Source organism: Alcanivorax limicola, from assembly GCF_019931215.1.
Classification (GTDB): domain Bacteria; phylum Pseudomonadota; class Gammaproteobacteria; order Pseudomonadales; family Alcanivoracaceae; genus Isoalcanivorax; species Isoalcanivorax limicola.
In genome coordinates this window covers 1330544-1345904 of the sequence record NZ_JAIOUB010000001.1, presented here as the reverse complement: position 1 = coordinate 1345904, position 15361 = coordinate 1330544, and the positions used below count along the sequence as shown (strand labels likewise).

Here is a 15361-nt window from a genome sequence, read left to right as displayed (position 1 = left end):
TCGTGGGGCACTGACTGCCGCGAGCTGCCCCCATGTCTGATCCACATTCCGCCGCACCGCCTCTTAGTTGTCGCTCGCCATCTTATCGCTCGTCATTTGCCCGATACCTGCTGGCGCTCTGGCTGCTGCTGGCTGCCCAGAGTCTGTTCGCGTCCTGCCCGGTGGTGGACACCGTGCGCGCACTGCCGGCGCCGGCGCAGGGCGAGTTGCTGGTGGCCAGTCAGAACCTCTGGAACCTGATGGCACCGGGCCCGCAGGGGCGCAATCGACCGACCCCCGAGGGGCTGTCCGCGCGGCTGGATGCGTTGGCCGCCTACGTACTGGACGTGCTGTCGGCGCCACACATCCTGGCCGTGCAGGAAGTGGAATCCCTCGCGCTGCTGGAAGCGCTTGCTGAGCGAATCAGTGCGTCGGGCGGTCCGCAATATCAGGCCTGGTTGCTATCGGGCCATGACCCCTCCGGTATCGATGTCGGCATGCTGGCCCGTGCCCCGGTTTCGGGTGTGACGGTGCGGCAGGTGTTTCAGGGCGAGCGTAACCTGGGGCACTGGTTGTTCCATCGCCCGCCACTGCATGTGACGGTGGAGGCGCCCTTTGCCCTGGAACTGCTGATCGTACATAACCGCAGCGGCCACGGGCTGGACGACGCCCGTCGCAGTCGCCAGGTCAAGGCGCGCCGTCTGGCGCAGGCCAAAGCCCTGCGCGGCTGGGCGCTGGCGCGCATCAGTGAAGGCGTGCCGTTGATGCTGATCGGTGATTTCAACACGGCGCCAGACGCTGGCGACTACGGCGAACCTTTCGAATACCTGAATCGTCCGCCGCTGCACAGCCACTGGTCAGCGGTGCCGCAACCGGATCGCTTTACTTACATACACCGTTGCCAACGTCAGGCGATTGATCATGCGTTTCTATCCCCACGCCTGCAGGCTCGCCTGCAACGTGCTGCCGTCACACGCGGCAATGCCGGACGTTTCCGTACGCTGCATGACCAAGGCGGTACACAGGTAGTGTCGGATCACGACGGGATCGGGGTTTATCTCAAGCGATAGAACGCGGAAGGAAGAGACAAGAATCGGCCCCGCAGGACGAGCTGCTTGCAGGTAACAGCGAGGACCAGGGAGATGTCCTGCGGGGCCGAAAGAGTGGGCTCTCGAGAGAGAGCCCGGTCTGACATGGTGCTTGATCAGAAGGTGAAGCTGTAGCCGACAACGAACTGGGTTTCTTTGCTGTAGGTGTCGGAAGTGTCTTCATCTACGATCTGGGACAGCGTGAATACCAGGCCGTCATACACTTCGTAGCTCAGGTCTACGTGGGTGTAGTTGGCTTCGCTTTCATCAAAATCGGCATAACCTACCAGCACGCCGAACTTGTCGTAGCTGTAGCTCAGTGTGAAGTAGTTGTTTTTGTTTTTGTCACCGCTGTTGTTGCCGGTGTCGCCAACGCCGATGTAAGCCTCGAAGCCGAAGTCCATGTAGCCCAGACCCAGGTAAGCTTCGGTGAAGTTGGCGCGAGATGCGCGATCTGCGGGCGCCTGGCGTTCTGTGCCGCCGTCGCTGTAGCGGTAGTCGATCACGCCGATATCGTAGGAGAAATCACCGGCCTCGCCAGCGAAACCGGCGTACAGGTCGTATTCGATACCGAAGCTTTCAGAGCTGGTCCACACACCAGCATAGAGGCCGGAGTCATGTTCGTAATCCAGGGAGCCTGAAACAGTGCCGCCGGAGAACAGTTGCTGACCGCGCCACAGGTATTGACTGGCAATGTCCAGAGTTGCACTGACTTCTGCTACAGCAGCCGTCGGTGCGGCGAAGCCGGCGCCTGCTACAGCGGCGGCGATCAAAGTCTTTTTCATTACGCTTTTGGTTTTCATCCGATACAACCCTCTTGGTCCGTTGTCTGTTCATAGCTGAGCGCCGACGGCATGTCCGCCGACAGCTGCACGAAGTAAAGCACAGACCGTGCCAGTATTTAAATTTTATGAAAAACAGAAGGTTAGTGAGGTGCGAACAGAGTGATATCAGAAGGGGTTGCACCGATTTGGCGCAATGCCCCATGTTGGGGCATGGTGCCTGCCGGGGCCCGAAAACCGGGCGTCCGGGCAGATTTCATGCCTTTATCGTCAGCAATTCCAGGGCACGGCAATCGCGCCCTCAACAGGCGCACCGGCGCCATCGGTGATATCGAGGCCGCATTGGTTGCCCTGCAGCGTGAAGTGCACCGTATAGGTGCTTCCTGCCACGGGCTCGAACTGTGCTGCCTGTCGGCAACTGAAATCCGTGGTGCCCCGGCTGCGCTGCGAATGTCTGACGCCGACACGCACCGGGCGGTTGGCGGGCACCGCTGTGACGACGCTTTCTGCCTTGCGCAGTGTCTTGTTTATCTCGTCGAACATTTCACTGTCGAATGGCTTCTGTGACAGCGCCATGCGGGTGGATTGGAATCGGCCTGCTTCATTACAGACCATGGGCTGTCCTGAAACGTTATTGCTGGTGAAGGTGATCGTGGCTGTGTCTGCCTCACCGGCGGCCTGATAGTGGCTGCAGGCAGCAAGGAGTAGCGCGCTGCATAGCGCGCCAGTGAGACCGAAGATTCTGTGCATGCCGGGGACTCCGCAGTGAGTAGTGCACACGTGGTGTGCGCGTCATGAACGGAGTCTAGCAATCAGGACGGCGCGAGGCACCTTCTCTCGCATGCTCTCGCAGTTGTATTAATCCTGCAGGAACCAGCTGTCGATGGCCTGCTGCATCAGTGCGGGGCGGTGTCGCGGCAGGGGCATCCAGTTCTGCCAGCAATCCACGGCGCTCAACAGAAAATCGAACAAGGGCAGATGCTGACGCAGTACCCGGTGATGCCGGTGGGCGATGACCGGATTGAAGTAACCGAAAAAATCCAGCATCTGCTTCGGGTTCTTGCGCACCCACAACCAGGAGCCCATTTCCAGCGTGAACGGCAGAAACGTATTGTCGGGATACGTGTCTTGGGCTTCGTCGTAGAGAAAATCCCACAGGTCCCCGTGGGTGGTGTAGTTCACCGATTGCGGTTCGATGATGTAGGGATGGTGGTAGGGGTAGGTGTTCTCATACAGCTGCTTTAATGCATACACCTCGGCGATATGCCGGATCGGTTTGTGGCTGCGTGCATAGCAGCACCAGAGCCGGTCGCGGCGGCCAAAGCCGCTGTGGCAATCCACGCTCAGGGCAAAAGGCGCCTTGAGCATGCGCTCGCGGACAGCACGCACCACGGCCTGTGCTTCCGGCTCCATGGGGGCGCCACGTTTGCCGCGATACCAGGGCAGGTGTCGGCTGATGCGGTGGCCGCCGACCAGAAACGGCACCTTGCCCATGGCATCGATGGGCGCATTGCGCATCAGGTCGACGCCATTGGGGTTGCAGCGTGTGTGATTCCAGATGCCGCCGGGATTGATCATGGGCATGATGACGATGCGCACCCGCTCGAGCCGCCGTGCCAGCTGATCGTCCCAGTCGAGGCGGTGCACCAGGGTGTGCAGCCAGGACAACAGCACCTGGCTGCCGATGCGCTCCACGCCATGCACGCCACCAAAGAAGCCGATTACCGGCACCTTGTCTGAACGGCTGCCGATCTCGATCACGCGCACCGGCAACAGGGTGCCGTGCATGTCCACTTTCAGCACCGTTTCATGACGCAACCAGCGCGCACCCTGATCCAGAAGCCGTTCCAGTTCGACCTCTTCTGGCAGGTGACGTTGCAGTTGAAACAGACGGTCTTCCATGGCGGGCACATCAGGGGAAAGATGGCCAGTATGCGGCAGCAGGGTGACAGGCAGGTGACAAGCGGGTAATAGCCGCGGTCGGTGAGGATTCACGTTGCGGTGACCAAAGTGTCACGGCAGCGTCACGGCGGCTTTCTAACCTCACCTGCATGATGCCCAGCAGAGCGAGCTTGCCTGTGATCAGGTTGCTGCCGCAACGCCCGCCCCTCTCCCGCGCCCGGTTGACTGACCTGGCCGACCAGTTCCGTACCGGCGACCTGCTGTTGTTCTCCGGCCGCAGTCTGCCCAGCGATACCATTCGTCTGTTTACGCGCAGTCACTGGAGCCATGTGGCGCTGGTGGTGTGCCTGCCGGAATACGATGAGCCGCTGGTGCTGGAGGCCACTGCAATGGGGGAGGGGCTGGATGTACGCACCGGTGAGCGCGTGCCCGGGGTGGCGCTGGTGCCGTTGCGCGACAAGATCGAAAGCTACCGGGGTGATGTTGCCTGGCGCCAGCGTCGCGGGGCGCCGCTCAGTGAGGCACGGCAGCGTATGGTGGCAAGGCTGGTGCGGGAATTGAGCCACCGGCCCTACAAGAACTATGTGCTGACACTGGCCCGGGATCTGTGCACCGGGTTTCAGCTGCGGCCGGACTTTTCCGGTGTCTTCTGCAGTGAACTGGTGGCGGAAATCTATCGTCGGCTGGGCTGGTTGCCCCGGCGCGAGCGGCCCAGCCGTTTCGTGCCGGGGCATTTCGGTTCTGCCCAGCTGACGCTGCTGGAAGGCGAGATGGCGGCGCCGGTGCTGCTGCGCGCGGCTGACGGTGCGCTGGTCGCTGACGGCGCGCCGGGCGTATCGCCCGCTACAGCCAGCGCCTTACCTTGTCCCGGTAGGCCTGCCATGCCGGGCCGAACTGGCGCGCATGGAACGCTTCCTCTGCTGCAATGACATGGCGGTCCATGACAAACACGACAATGCCCAGCGCCACCAGCATCCCCGGGCTGGAAAGGCTCAGTGCCGTCGCCGCATGCAGCAATGCAAAGCTGAGGTAGATCGGGTTGCGGGTGAAGCGAAACGGACCGCTGGTAATAAGATGGCTGGCCGCCCGATGCGGCATGACGGTGGTGCGATGACGCATGAACAACAGCAATGTCCAGACCAGCAGGATCAGCGCCGGTACCGTCAATACCAGTGCGGCGGGCCCGAACAGGTGGCCGTATTCCCGCGTCAGGGGCAGCTGCCAGCCAAACACCTGGTCGACAGAGTAGCCGATGAGCAGACCGCCAAGATGCAGCAGCGGCGGTGGCGTCATGACCTGGGGGTGATCGTTGGCGGGCACGGCGTTGTCCTGTTTTATGAGTCGGTTGTGGGGTGGCGATGCCGCCTACCTTAAACCAAATTGTTTTTTGCGCAATGCCGTTTTATTCCGGTCCGCAAGTGTTGTGTGCAACCGATAACCGGGGTATGTTTGGGGCAACTCCTGCCTTTGTGGGGGTGATCGCGATCAAGCAATACCAATTCCGATCCGCCGAAAATGCACTCAGAATCCGGCGGTAGGGGGTCGCGTCACTCCAGCTTCCGTCTGCCGCTGTTTATCACTCGCCTGGTCCCAGGGGGATACACATGGAAGAGCGTGCGGCAGCAGTACATTCCGTCAAGATTGCCAGCAGCAAGAAACACCCGCCACATCTGTCGTCCAGCCTTCAGGACGATCATTCACAAAGTGCCTCGGGCACCCAGGAAAAGGTCTACGTTCTCGATACCAATGTGTTGATTCATGATCCGAATTCGCTGTTGAGTTTTGAAGAGCATCGGGTGGTTGTGCCGATGACGGTGCTGGAAGAACTGGACCGTCTGAAATCCGGCAAGTCGCATATTGCAGCAGATTGCCGCGCTGCCATTCGTCTGATCGACAAGGTGCTGGGCCCGGCGTCGCCGGACCAGGTGGATGCCGGTGTGCCGATTCCCCGTGGGCCAGACAGCCATGAGGGCGTGCTGTCGGTGCTGATGCCGCGCCCCCGGGGTGAGGAGACCGGTTATCTGCCGGAGCATCTCAACGACAATCGCATCATCAATGATATTGCCGCCATGAAGTCCCGCGATCCGGCACGGCGTTACGTGCTGGTGACCAAGGACATCAACATGCGTCTGAAGTCACGGGCCTGCGGTATCGATTCCGAGGATTATCACAACGACCAACTGGTGTCGGATATCCGTCAGTTGACTCGCGGTTATTTCGAACTGGAAGGTTCTTTCTGGGACCGCATTACCCAGGTGGAAACAGAGCAGCATGGCGCAGAAACCCTGCACCGGATTTCCCATGGTTTGCTGGTCAGTGAAGTGCTTGGCGAAGAGGTGTATCCGAACCAGTTCATTATTGATGAGCAAGGTTTCGTCGGCCGGGTATTGCGTGTGGAGCAGGGCGTGGTGACATTGCGCCATATGCCGCAGGAGCAATTGATGGATCAGCAGGCCTGGGGGCTTCAGCCGATCAATATCCACCAGGCCATCGCGCTGAACCTGCTGCTGGACCCGGATGTGCATCTGGTGACGCTGACCGGCGCGGCGGGTTCCGGCAAGACCATTCTTGCGCTGGCGGCGGCGATTGAAATGACCATCGAGCACCGCCGTTACAACAAGATCATTGCCACGCGCTCCACGCCACCACTGGCGGAAGAGCACGGTTTCCTGCCGGGTACCGAGGAAGAAAAGATGGACCCCTGGCTGGGTGCGATCAATGACAATATCGAAGCGCTGCACCTGAACGATGAAAACCCCGGTGGCAGCATCAATTATGTGAAGGAGCGTGCCAACATCCAGTTCAAGGCGCTGAATTACATCCGTGGTCGCAGCTTCCAGAAGTCTCTGATCCTGATCGATGAAAGCCAGAATCTGACGCCGCATCAGATGAAGGCCATCGTGACGCGGGCGGGGGAGGGCAGCAAAGTGGTGTGCCTGGGTAACCTGTCGCAGATCGACACGCCCTACCTGAGCCCGACCAGTTCCGGCCTGACGTATATGACGGAGCGCTTCAAGGGGTTTGCCTACGGGGGGTCGATCCAGCTCAACGGTGTGCCGCGTTCGGTGCTGGCGGAATACGCCGAAACCCATCTCTGATTAAAAGGAATGGATTAAAAGCAATGGATTGAAGGCCATGCGCCGGGGCGAGACGCCCCGGCGCATCAGGATCAGGAATCCTGACCGGATGCCTGCTGCGCTGCACGCTGGTCGCGCTCGGTCTGTTCATCGCGCTGGCGTTGCTGGTCCTTGAGCTCCCGTTCCGGTGCCGGCCGTTCCTTGAGCAGCTCCTCGGGCGGGTATTCACATTCCAGTTTCATGCCGATGGCTTTTTCCAGCTCGGGCAGCAGAAAGGCATCGTCCTCGCAGGCAAAGCTGACCGAGGTGCCGGTGGCGCCAGCGCGGCCGGTGCGGCCAATGCGGTGCACGTAGTCTTCCGGGTCTTCCGGCAGGTTGTAGTTCACCACATGGGAAATACCGTCGATATGGATGCCCCGGCCCGCCACATCGGTGGCGATCAGGACGCGCACCTTGCCATTGCGGAAGCGCTCCAGGGTTTTCATGCGCTGGGTCTGCGGCACATCGCCGGAGATCATGGCGGCATTCATGCCTTTTTTCTGCAGTCGCTCGCACAGGCGCCGGGTAATGTCGCGGCGGTTGGCGAACACCATCACCTTGTCCAGATCCTGTTGCGAAATCAGGTTGTACAGCAGGGCAAATTTCTGCGAGGTCTCGGTGATATAGACTTTCTGGTCGACGGTATCCGTGGTGACCTGGGTCGGTTCGATTTCCACCACTTCGGGGGTCTCGGTCCAGCGCTGTGCGAGGGCCATGACGTCCTGATTGAAGGTGGCGGAGAACAACAGCGTCTGCCGATATTGCGAGGTAGGCGTATGCCGCACAATGCGTTTGACGTCGGGGATGAAGCCCATGTCCAGCATACGGTCCGCTTCATCCAGCACCAGCACTTCCACGCGATCAAGCCACAGGTCGCGGCGGGTGCAGAAGTCCAGCAGCCGGCCGGGCGTGGCCACCAGAATATCGATCAATGAGCTTTGCAGGCGTTCCTGCTGGCGATTGAAATTCATGCCGCCGACGACGCTCATGACGCGCAGATCGGTGTGCTTGCACAGACCACGGGCATCCTTTTCGATCTGCATGGCGAGTTCGCGCGTGGGCGCCACGATCAGCGCGCGAGGTTCGCCCGCGTAGCGTTTTACCTCGATCGGGTGCTTGAGCAAGTCGTTGATGATGGTGATCAGAAAGGCGGCGGTCTTGCCGGTGCCGGTCTGGGCGCGGCCAATGGCATCGGCGCCGGCCAGCGTGTGCGTTAGCACCTGAGCCTGAATCGGCGTGGCGTACTGAAAACCCTGATCGGCAATGCCGCGCATCAGTGCCGGCGCGAGATCAAAATCGTGGAAGCGGGTTTCGCCATCTTTGGGTTCGACCTGGAACTGATCCAGGCTCCAGCTCTTATCGCTGTTCGACATAATGCTCTACTGTCCTGTTCTGAAGGCCGTCATTGTAGAAAAAATGCACAGGCAAGGGGAACCTTTATTGTTCTGCTGTACGCCGAAAGACCAATGTCCGGTTGTTGGCGGGCATGGCCTGATCGTCTGCGAGTGTCATGCCGGCGGCGTTCATGGCCGCACAGACCCATTCGATATCGCGGATAGCAGAGGCCGGATGCTGGTGTCGCAGCCAGTCATTGAACCGGGCATTGCTCTCTGACGTGAAGCGCCCATCGTAGTTGAAGGGGCCATACACCACAAACAGACCGCCCGTTGGCAGGCGCTTGCCCGCGTGCTGTATGGCGCGGGCGACGTCGTCCTGCGCAAGGATGTGGAAGGTATTGACGGTGAGCAGGTAATCGCAGGCCAGTGCAGGCCAGGGCTGTGCCATGTCCAGCACCAGCGGGTCTGCCACATTGACGGGGCGATTGTCGGCCAGCCAGGCATGAATGCCGGGCAAGCGCTCCGGCAGATCAGAAGGCTGCCAGTGAATATGGGGCAGGAAGTGCGGCATCCACGCCGCGTGCTGGCCGGTACCGCTGCCGAGTTCCAGCAGTGTACCGGGGGCCTTGAGATGCTGTTGCAGCACCTCGAGGATCGGCCCCCGGTTATTGTCGCAGGCCTGGGAAAAAGGCTTGTCGATCATCCCTGGCGTTTGCGCATCATTTTCTGGCCGCCGATGACCAGCTTCTGGTACATGGTCGGCATGGAGCGCTGCATGGTGTCGATGGCGTAGGCATCGCTGCCGATCAGCACACGGCGTTTGTTGTTGCGCACGCCGTTGATGATGGTGCGCGCTGCCGCTTCCGGTGTGGTGCGGAACAGCTTCTCGAACTCCTTGCGGGCGGTTTCCGAATCGGCGCCGGTGATGTGCGAGACGTCATTCATGCGCGCGTTACGGGCGATGTTGGTCTTGATGCCGCCGGGATGCACCGTGGTGCAGGAGACATTGCCGCCGTCGAGTTCCAGCTCCATGCGCAGGGATTCAGTGAAGCCCTTTACGGCGAACTTGGCGGCGTTGTAGGCCGATTGCGTCGGAATGCCGATCAGGCCGAATACGCTGGAAATGTTGACGATATGCCCCTGGTCCGCCTGTTTGAGATACGGCAGGAAAGCCTTGGTGCCATGCACGACGCCCCAGAAGTTGATCCCCATCAGCCAGTCGAAATCTTCGTAGCTCATGTCTTCCACCGTGGCACCCAGCGCCACACCGGCATTGTTGATGACCAGGTTGACGCTGCCGAAGTGGGCGAATACCTGATCCGCATAGGCGTGAAACGCGGCGCGGTCGGCAACGTCCAGGACCTGGCTGTGCACGTCATGGCCTGCGGCGCGCAGGGCGTCAGCCACCTGCTCCAGCCCTTCGGCGTTGACGTCGGAAATGGCCAGCTTGCAGCCTGCGGCGGCCAGTTGTTCGGCCAGGCACTTGCCGATGCCAGATGCGGCGCCGGTAATCACGGCGACCCGGTTATCCAATACCTTCATGCAACGTCTCCTGAGGGGCGATTTATTCGGTTATCAAACTTATGCGGATATCAAACAATGTCCGGGCGCAGTGTAGCCGGGCATTGCGAGCAAAGTGGGCCAATTCTGACATGGATCGGTGTCAGAGTTGACCGATCAGGTTGGCTGCGCTGCCCCGCGCTGCCGCCGCCGGGCAAATCCGCCTGTATCCGGGAGCGCAATGCGCCCGTCATGACGGCGTGCGCACGGGGGATCGAAGGGGCTAGGCCGTGTCAGGGCGTGTCGTCCTCCTCAGCGGGCCTGCCGGGGCCGGAGAGATCCAGATAGTCGTAGTATTTGCCGTGATACTCCGGGCGCAGCACCATGCGGCGCAGCCGATCCAGCGTGAAATACGGCGCATCTCGCAACAGGATGTTGGCCAGCCAGGCGGGAATATAGCCGCCGGGGTCCAGAATCAGCTGGTAGGTGAATTCCACCTGATCATTGTCCAGAAAGCGTGCCGCGAGAATGCCGGACATCTCCGGGAAGCGCACATAGCGATCGTTCTCCGGTAGCAGTTCCGGCCGTCCTTGCAGGTAGACGGTCACACCGTGTTGGGGGAACGCGGGGTCCTGTACCACATCGGCCTGCAATACCGCTTCCCGGTTGGCCAGTGGCCAGGGCAGGTGTGTGGTGAAGCGCAGATAACGCAGCAGCGGGGAGTCGCGGGCAAACTCTTCCGCGCCGTCCACGAAATGCAGCCAGCGGGGGTAGTTGCCGTAGTCCTCCAGCACGGCGGCCAGGGCGTACTGGTCTTTCAGAGTGATATGGGTGACACCGCGGAAGGTTTTCAGTCGTGAGTCATCCCGGTGTCGCATGTAGACCCGGATGTCGTTGCGATCACTGACCAGGCGCCAGGTGTCGTCCAGCTCTTCCATGGGATCTGCAGCGGTAGCCGGCCCCCAGTACAGCAACAGAAGCAATAGCCCCCACAGCGGCGGAGCGGGTGCCCGGCCGCGCAAGCCAGGGGGTGATCGGTATGCCATGTCAAACTCCTTGAAAGGCTTTCTTGCCAACAACGCCGGGGCTGATGCGTGCTCGCCAGGCGATGTCGGGCCTCCTTGGGCGCATCCTTCATCGCGCCCTGCGGAGAGATAACTGGACATCACCGGGGACGGGACCTCCCGCTGGCGCGGCCGGTTTGCCTATATGGTAGCCCTGAGCGTAGTCCACTCCCAGACCGTTGAGCAGTGCAAGCACCCGGTCGTTCTCGACAAATTCGGCCACAGTCTGCAAACGAAAGGCGCGGGCCACATCGACGAGGGCCCGGATGAGCACGCGGTGCTCATCGCTTTCATCCAGCTGACGGATGAAGGAGCCGTCGATCTTGACGAAATCCACCGGCAGTTTCTTCAGGTAATACAGGGAAGAGAAGCCGACACCGAAATCATCCAGGGCAAAACGGCAGCCCAGCGCGCGCAGATCCTGCATCACGTCGATGGTGGTATGGACATCCGCCAGTGCAGCGGTCTCGGTAATCTCGAAAATCAGTTCCCCGGGGGCGATGCCACAGGTCTGCATGACATGCCGCACATGCGGGACCAGGCGCGGGTTGTGGCAGGACAGCCCGGAGAGGTTGATGGCCAGCGGCGGCCGTTCACCCGGCGGGCCCTGTTTCGCCAGCAACTCGCAGCCCCGGGCGATGATACGCTCGTCAAGCCGTTGAATCATGCCGCCCTGCTCAGCGGTGCTGATCAGTTCCTGGGTGTCCAGCCAGCCCCCGTCATCGTCGGCGACCCGCAGCAGCGCTTCGTTGTGACTGATGCGCTGACTCTGAATATGCATGATCGGCTGGAAGTGCAGCGTGATGCTGTCGCCTGCAAGCAGTGCCCGGACCCGTTTCTCCCAGAGCATACGTTCCTGAATTCTTGCCCGGTGCAGCTCGTCACCATCAAACACATGCCAGGCGTTGCGGCCAATGGCCTTGGCCTGATACATGGCGATATCCGCATTGGCGAGCAGGGTTTCCATGCTGCGCCCGTGTTGCGGATAGTGGCTGATGCCGATGCTGGTGGTGACTGGCAGATGGGAGCTGCCGTCTTTCATGGCCTGCTCGTTGAGGGTGTTGCAGCAGCGTTTCGCGGTTGCCAGGACAAACTCGGCGTCATTGCTGGCCAGCAGGATGGCGAACTCATCACCGCCCAGGCGGGCAATGACATCCGTTGGTCTCAGGCAGGCGCTCAACAGCAGGGAAACGCGTTGCAGCAAGCGATCCCCCTGCTGATGACCGTTGAGGTCGTTGACGTCGCGAAACTGATCGAGATCGAGCAATAACAAGCTGAACCCGGGCGACTCGCCGGACTCGGCCGCGTCCAGCCAGCGCCGGCCTTCCTCGATGAAGCGCCGTCGGTTGAACAGGCCGGTCAGGGGATCATGGCTGGCCAGCCAGCCGATGTGCGCTTCCGCAATACGCTGGTCGGAGACGTCCAGACCGATGGAGACGATGCGTTGTTTGCGTCCGGCGCCGGACTGCCAGAGTGTGTGCCACCAGGACATCAACAGTGCATCGCCATCGGGACGTGCCAGGGGGCTTTCGTGACGGAGTGAGTGCACGCGTCCGGCGGCCACATCTTCGAGTTGCCGGGCCAGTGTCGCAGGCGGGTCATCCAGCAGGCTGGCGAAGGTGCGCCGCCGAAGCTGGCGGGCGGGTTGGCCCCACAGCCAGCGGCCGTAACGATTGACAGACAACAACCGGCCTTTGGCGTCCTGCGTCAGCACGACGATGTCGGCGGTGTCCTGCAGTGCCCGGCTCAGGCCTTCCTGGTCGGCAAGGCGCCGCGCAATACGCAAAAGCTGGTGATCGCCGCCCGGCGCGGTGCCGGCGGCCAATTTCAGATTGGCAGACACGTGTAATACCCCGCAGTGTTTTTATGTGTTATGAAGCGGGCCTGCGCCGCCGTGTGGCGGGCAATTTGTTGAACCAGTTCAAACTATCAGTGAGAGGTGCATTGCACAAGAGCCCGTTTTACTGATCCGCCACGACAACCCGATCACGTACCAGACGTCACTGTACGCAGGCCATGAGGTGTACCATGGCACGCTGCAAGTAATACAGGATCACATCATGCAAGAGCCTCAAGTGCCTGATTCTGCCAACGGGATCGGGCAGTCTGTCCGCCACTTTTTTCAGCGAAAGGGCTTGCACCTCGGGATCGGCGCGCTGCTGGTGCTGGGTTATTACGCCAGTCTGCCCGGCCACCTGTGGCAAGCGTCCCCCGCGTATCAGATCGCACCGGTGCCGCAGCGGGCTGCCTCGGCGGCGCCAACTGACGGCGCCGTCGCCGTACCATTGCCCTTGTCCGTACGAGACGGGCACTCGCCATCCTGGGTGAACCTGACGGCAGGGCGCTTGCAGGCGTTCTGGCAGGACCAGGGTGCGCTGCACACCGCCGTTTACACCCCGGCAGGAGGCGAGCAAGAGCACGGGCACTGGAGCGACGTGGAAACGCTGCCCGCGCATGTCCACGGTGGCAGCGAGGGGCTGGCCCGCGGGGTAGTGCTGGTGAGCGACGGGAACGATCAACTCAATATCTATTCTGTGCAGGGCGGGGCGACAGCCGCGCTGACACTGGCGGTGCAGGACGGCACGCAGTGGCACATGCACACCGGGCCGCTGTTGAGTCCGCTGCCCGGTCAGAGGGTCAGCCTGGCAGGCCCGGTGGCCCGGAAAACCGATGGCAGCCTGGCCATGCTGGCGCGGCGCGGTGAGCGGTTGGTCTGGCTGCGCGTGTCGGCGGAGCAGGGCAGACCTTACATTGCTGGCCAGCAGCGCCTGCCCGATGAGCAGAATGCCGGCACAGCGATACTGCTGGCCAACAGCGGCGACAGCGCGCTGCAATGGCTGACCCCGGCGGCGCAGCCCGGCCCTCTGCTCTGGTCCGGCACGGCGGACCGGGGCGAGCGCTGGTCTGTGCCACAGCCACTGACAGCGGCCGGCGCCGTGGCCCCGGGCAACAGTCTCGCGACGCTGCGTCTTGCGGCAGGAGACTGGGGTCTGGCAGTCGTCAGTGAGGGCGGCGCCGTGCAGTGGTATCGGGGGCAGGATGCGGGCCAGCGCTGGAGTACGCCGGTGACGCTGTCAGATCGTGGCGGCCAGTGCCGCCGACCTGATGGCGAGCCCACCGGGGCGCCGGCGCTGACGCTGGCCGCTGATGGCATGGTGCATCTGCTGTATGCCGATGCGGGTTGCCGGTTACGACACCAGATATTCAGCGCGGCCTGGACGGGAGAGTCATCATGATGACGTTGCATCTGTGGGTCAGCCTGGTGCTGGCAACCCTCGTTTATGCGGCACTGGCGAGCGCCTTGCTCGCTGTCCTGTTTCCAGCACAGACGCCGGCCTCGCGATGGTCGGTGGTGGCTGTTGTCGCAGCAGTTGTGGCGGCCTTGATGGCCTTGCCGGGGCAGACCGCAGCTCTGGCGGCCTGGGCAGGATTCGGGCGTTTCAGCATGACCAGTGGTCTGCTGGCGTTGTTGTACCTGCTGCACCCGCTGTTCCTGTCCCGGCCGGGCTGGCGACACATGGCGCTGCCTGACGGGCAGCGGCGCATGCTGATCTTCGGTGTGATCGTGGCGGGTCTGGTGTTGTATCCCGCCGCCCTGGGGATGGCCTTGCCGGGTACGGCGACGATGGATATCCAGGGCAGTGGCTTTGGCGATTTTCGGCTCGCCACCATCTTGCTTTGTCTGGGGCTGGCGCTGTGGGTGCTGCGCGCCTATCACCTTTGCCTGCTGCTTGTTGCCGCCCAATGCGCGTTCGCCCTGCAGCTGTTACCGTCAGGCAATCTCTGGGATTACCTGATTGATCCCTGGTTGTGGCTGGGAGGCATGCTGACAGTGGTTGTTGCCCTGGTCAGGCCGGGCAAGGCTGCCGGGCCTGTTCCGTCTTCCCGGGCGTGAGCCCTTCGCCATCAATCTTCGACGTAGACATCCCGGGCCTGTTCGCCCCGGTCTGTATCGTGGACCTCGAAGCTGACCCGGGCTCCCTGGCGCAGGGTGCGGCGGCCGCCGTTCTGCAGTGCGCGAAAATGCACAAAGATCTCGCGGCCGTCATCGCTCTGGATAAAGCCGAAGCCCTTGTTCGGATTGAACCACTTGATTTCACCCTGCAGGCTGCCCTGGACTGCCTTCGGCGCTTTATTCTTCGGCGCTTTATCGCTATGCCGGGTCGCCTTGACCGCAGGCAAGCGGCCGGGGCCAGACAGTTGGCGCTTCAGCGCACCGGCGCCGGTGATCAGCAGCGGCAGGGCAAACACGGCGACGGGCAGCAGCATCCAGCACGCCGGGCCGGCCAGCAGTGTGGCGCCATGGCTGGCAGCGAAGCCGATCAGGAACAGCAACACCAGGCTGTGGAGCACGGCGCGCAGTGGGCTGGCGCGCAGGCAAACTGCGGTAATGGCAGCGGCCAGCAGCAGCCCTGCACCCGCCTGGCGCGCCAGAACCGGGACCATCGCGTTGCTGTCTTGCTGCGGGTGCCAGAGGCTGAAAAGGCTGCCGGGAAAAAATGCCAGAGCGAGACCACACAGGCCGAACAGCACGGCAAAGAACAGATAAAAAGGAGTCAGAAATCGCACATCTTGCATAACAGTTGACGTCAC

Annotated in this window: 15 protein-coding genes; 5 read left to right on the top strand and 10 right to left on the bottom strand. The window is 61.8% G+C overall.

Translation table 11 applies throughout. From position 1 onward, the window contains the following. Positions 1-32: 32 nt before the first annotated feature. Positions 33-1049: an endonuclease/exonuclease/phosphatase family protein gene (locus K8B33_RS05995; RefSeq protein ID WP_223424404.1), complete on the top strand. Its 1017-nt coding sequence runs from the start codon at positions 33-35 to the stop codon at positions 1047-1049. Positions 1050-1183: 134 nt separating this feature from the next. Here the strand turns inward: K8B33_RS05995 and K8B33_RS05990 are convergent, their stop codons facing one another. The 3 genes from K8B33_RS05990 to K8B33_RS05980 all read right to left on the bottom strand — a co-directional run bounded on the left by K8B33_RS05990 (position 1184) and on the right by K8B33_RS05980 (position 3751). Further along, the gene (locus tag K8B33_RS05990) at positions 1184-1852 is read right to left on the bottom strand and encodes a TorF family putative porin (RefSeq protein ID WP_223424401.1); all 669 of its coding nucleotides are present in this window, start codon (positions 1850-1852) and stop codon (positions 1184-1186) included. Positions 1853-2119: 267 nt separating this feature from the next. After that, positions 2120-2599: a hypothetical protein gene (locus K8B33_RS05985; protein ID WP_223424399.1), complete on the bottom strand. Its 480-nt coding sequence runs from the start codon at positions 2597-2599 to the stop codon at positions 2120-2122. 108 nt (positions 2600-2707) lie between these two features. Beyond that, entirely contained in the window at positions 2708-3751 is a 1044-nt protein-coding gene (locus tag K8B33_RS05980; protein WP_223424397.1) for a M14 family zinc carboxypeptidase, read from the bottom strand. Positions 3752-3927: 176 nt separating this feature from the next. Here K8B33_RS05980 and K8B33_RS05975 point away from each other — a divergent pair, with 176 nt between their 5' ends. Then, positions 3928-4680: a YiiX/YebB-like N1pC/P60 family cysteine hydrolase gene (locus K8B33_RS05975; protein WP_223424395.1), complete on the top strand. Its 753-nt coding sequence runs from the start codon at positions 3928-3930 to the stop codon at positions 4678-4680. Here the strand turns inward: K8B33_RS05975 and K8B33_RS05970 are convergent. Next, positions 4595-5071, bottom strand: coding sequence for a methyltransferase family protein (locus tag K8B33_RS05970; RefSeq protein ID WP_223424393.1), 477 nt, complete (start codon positions 5069-5071; stop codon positions 4595-4597). The two genes, K8B33_RS05975 and K8B33_RS05970, sit on opposite strands and share 86 nt — an antisense overlap. 284 nt (positions 5072-5355) lie before the next feature. Here K8B33_RS05970 and K8B33_RS05965 point away from each other — a divergent pair, with 284 nt between their 5' ends. Beyond that, positions 5356-6849 carry a PhoH family protein gene (locus tag K8B33_RS05965; protein ID WP_223424390.1) on the top strand — a complete coding sequence of 498 codons (1494 nt, stop codon included), beginning with the start codon at positions 5356-5358 and terminating at the stop codon, positions 6847-6849. A gap of 71 nt (positions 6850-6920) precedes the next feature. Here K8B33_RS05965 and rhlB read toward each other — a convergent pair whose 3' ends face one another. From rhlB to K8B33_RS05940, 5 genes are all read right to left on the bottom strand, one after another. Then, positions 6921-8240 carry an ATP-dependent RNA helicase RhlB gene (gene rhlB / locus K8B33_RS05960; protein WP_223424388.1) on the bottom strand — a complete coding sequence of 440 codons (1320 nt, stop codon included), beginning with the start codon at positions 8238-8240 and terminating at the stop codon, positions 6921-6923. 64 nt (positions 8241-8304) lie between these two features. Next, positions 8305-8907 (bottom strand): DUF938 domain-containing protein, encoded by a 603-nt coding sequence (locus K8B33_RS05955; protein ID WP_223424386.1) that lies wholly within the window; start codon positions 8905-8907, stop codon positions 8305-8307. Beyond that, positions 8904-9746 (bottom strand): SDR family NAD(P)-dependent oxidoreductase, encoded by an 843-nt coding sequence (locus K8B33_RS05950; protein ID WP_223424384.1) that lies wholly within the window; start codon positions 9744-9746, stop codon positions 8904-8906. Before K8B33_RS05950 ends, K8B33_RS05955 begins: the two co-directional genes overlap by 4 nt. A gap of 251 nt (positions 9747-9997) precedes the next feature. After that, positions 9998-10750 carry an START domain-containing protein gene (locus K8B33_RS05945; RefSeq protein ID WP_223424381.1) on the bottom strand — a complete coding sequence of 251 codons (753 nt, stop codon included), beginning with the start codon at positions 10748-10750 and terminating at the stop codon, positions 9998-10000. Between the two features lie 88 nt (positions 10751-10838). Continuing rightward, positions 10839-12611 (bottom strand): putative bifunctional diguanylate cyclase/phosphodiesterase, encoded by a 1773-nt coding sequence (locus K8B33_RS05940; RefSeq protein WP_223424379.1) that lies wholly within the window; start codon positions 12609-12611, stop codon positions 10839-10841. Between the two features lie 217 nt (positions 12612-12828). Here K8B33_RS05940 and K8B33_RS05935 point away from each other — a divergent pair, with 217 nt between their 5' ends. Together K8B33_RS05935 and K8B33_RS05930 are read left to right on the top strand one after the other, a co-directional pair. Beyond that, on the top strand, positions 12829-14004 hold the full coding sequence (locus tag K8B33_RS05935) for a sialidase family protein (protein WP_223424377.1): 1176 nt from the start codon (positions 12829-12831) through the stop codon (positions 14002-14004). Continuing rightward, positions 14001-14663: a hypothetical protein gene (locus K8B33_RS05930; protein ID WP_223424373.1), complete on the top strand. Its 663-nt coding sequence runs from the start codon at positions 14001-14003 to the stop codon at positions 14661-14663. The genes K8B33_RS05935 and K8B33_RS05930 overlap by 4 nt, the downstream gene beginning before the upstream one ends. A gap of 11 nt (positions 14664-14674) precedes the next feature. On the opposite strand, the gene K8B33_RS16200 is transcribed toward K8B33_RS05930, so the two are convergent. Then, complete coding sequence (locus tag K8B33_RS16200) at positions 14675-15346, bottom strand: cold-shock protein (protein ID WP_317846196.1); 672 nt, start codon at positions 15344-15346, stop codon at positions 14675-14677. Between the last annotated feature and the right edge of the window lie 15 nt (positions 15347-15361).

Coding starts and splice junctions, on each gene's coding strand:
- K8B33_RS05985 (WP_223424399.1), bottom strand. CDS start 2,599: ATGCACAGAATCTTCGGTCTCACTGGCGCGCTATGCAGCGCGCTACTC.
- K8B33_RS05990 (WP_223424401.1), bottom strand. CDS start 1,852: ATGAAAAAGACTTTGATCGCCGCCGCTGTAGCAGGCGCCGGCTTCGCC.
- K8B33_RS05995 (WP_223424404.1), top strand. CDS start 33: ATGTCTGATCCACATTCCGCCGCACCGCCTCTTAGTTGTCGCTCGCCA.
- rhlB (WP_223424388.1), bottom strand. CDS start 8,240: ATGTCGAACAGCGATAAGAGCTGGAGCCTGGATCAGTTCCAGGTCGAA.
- K8B33_RS05955 (WP_223424386.1), bottom strand. CDS start 8,907: ATGATCGACAAGCCTTTTTCCCAGGCCTGCGACAATAACCGGGGGCCG.
- K8B33_RS05935 (WP_223424377.1), top strand. CDS start 12,829: ATGCAAGAGCCTCAAGTGCCTGATTCTGCCAACGGGATCGGGCAGTCT.
- K8B33_RS05950 (WP_223424384.1), bottom strand. CDS start 9,746: ATGAAGGTATTGGATAACCGGGTCGCCGTGATTACCGGCGCCGCATCT.
- K8B33_RS05930 (WP_223424373.1), top strand. CDS start 14,001: ATGATGACGTTGCATCTGTGGGTCAGCCTGGTGCTGGCAACCCTCGTT.
- K8B33_RS05965 (WP_223424390.1), top strand. CDS start 5,356: ATGGAAGAGCGTGCGGCAGCAGTACATTCCGTCAAGATTGCCAGCAGC.
- K8B33_RS16200 (WP_317846196.1), bottom strand. CDS start 15,346: ATGCAAGATGTGCGATTTCTGACTCCTTTTTATCTGTTCTTTGCCGTG.
- K8B33_RS05945 (WP_223424381.1), bottom strand. CDS start 10,750: ATGGCATACCGATCACCCCCTGGCTTGCGCGGCCGGGCACCCGCTCCG.
- K8B33_RS05980 (WP_223424397.1), bottom strand. CDS start 3,751: ATGGAAGACCGTCTGTTTCAACTGCAACGTCACCTGCCAGAAGAGGTC.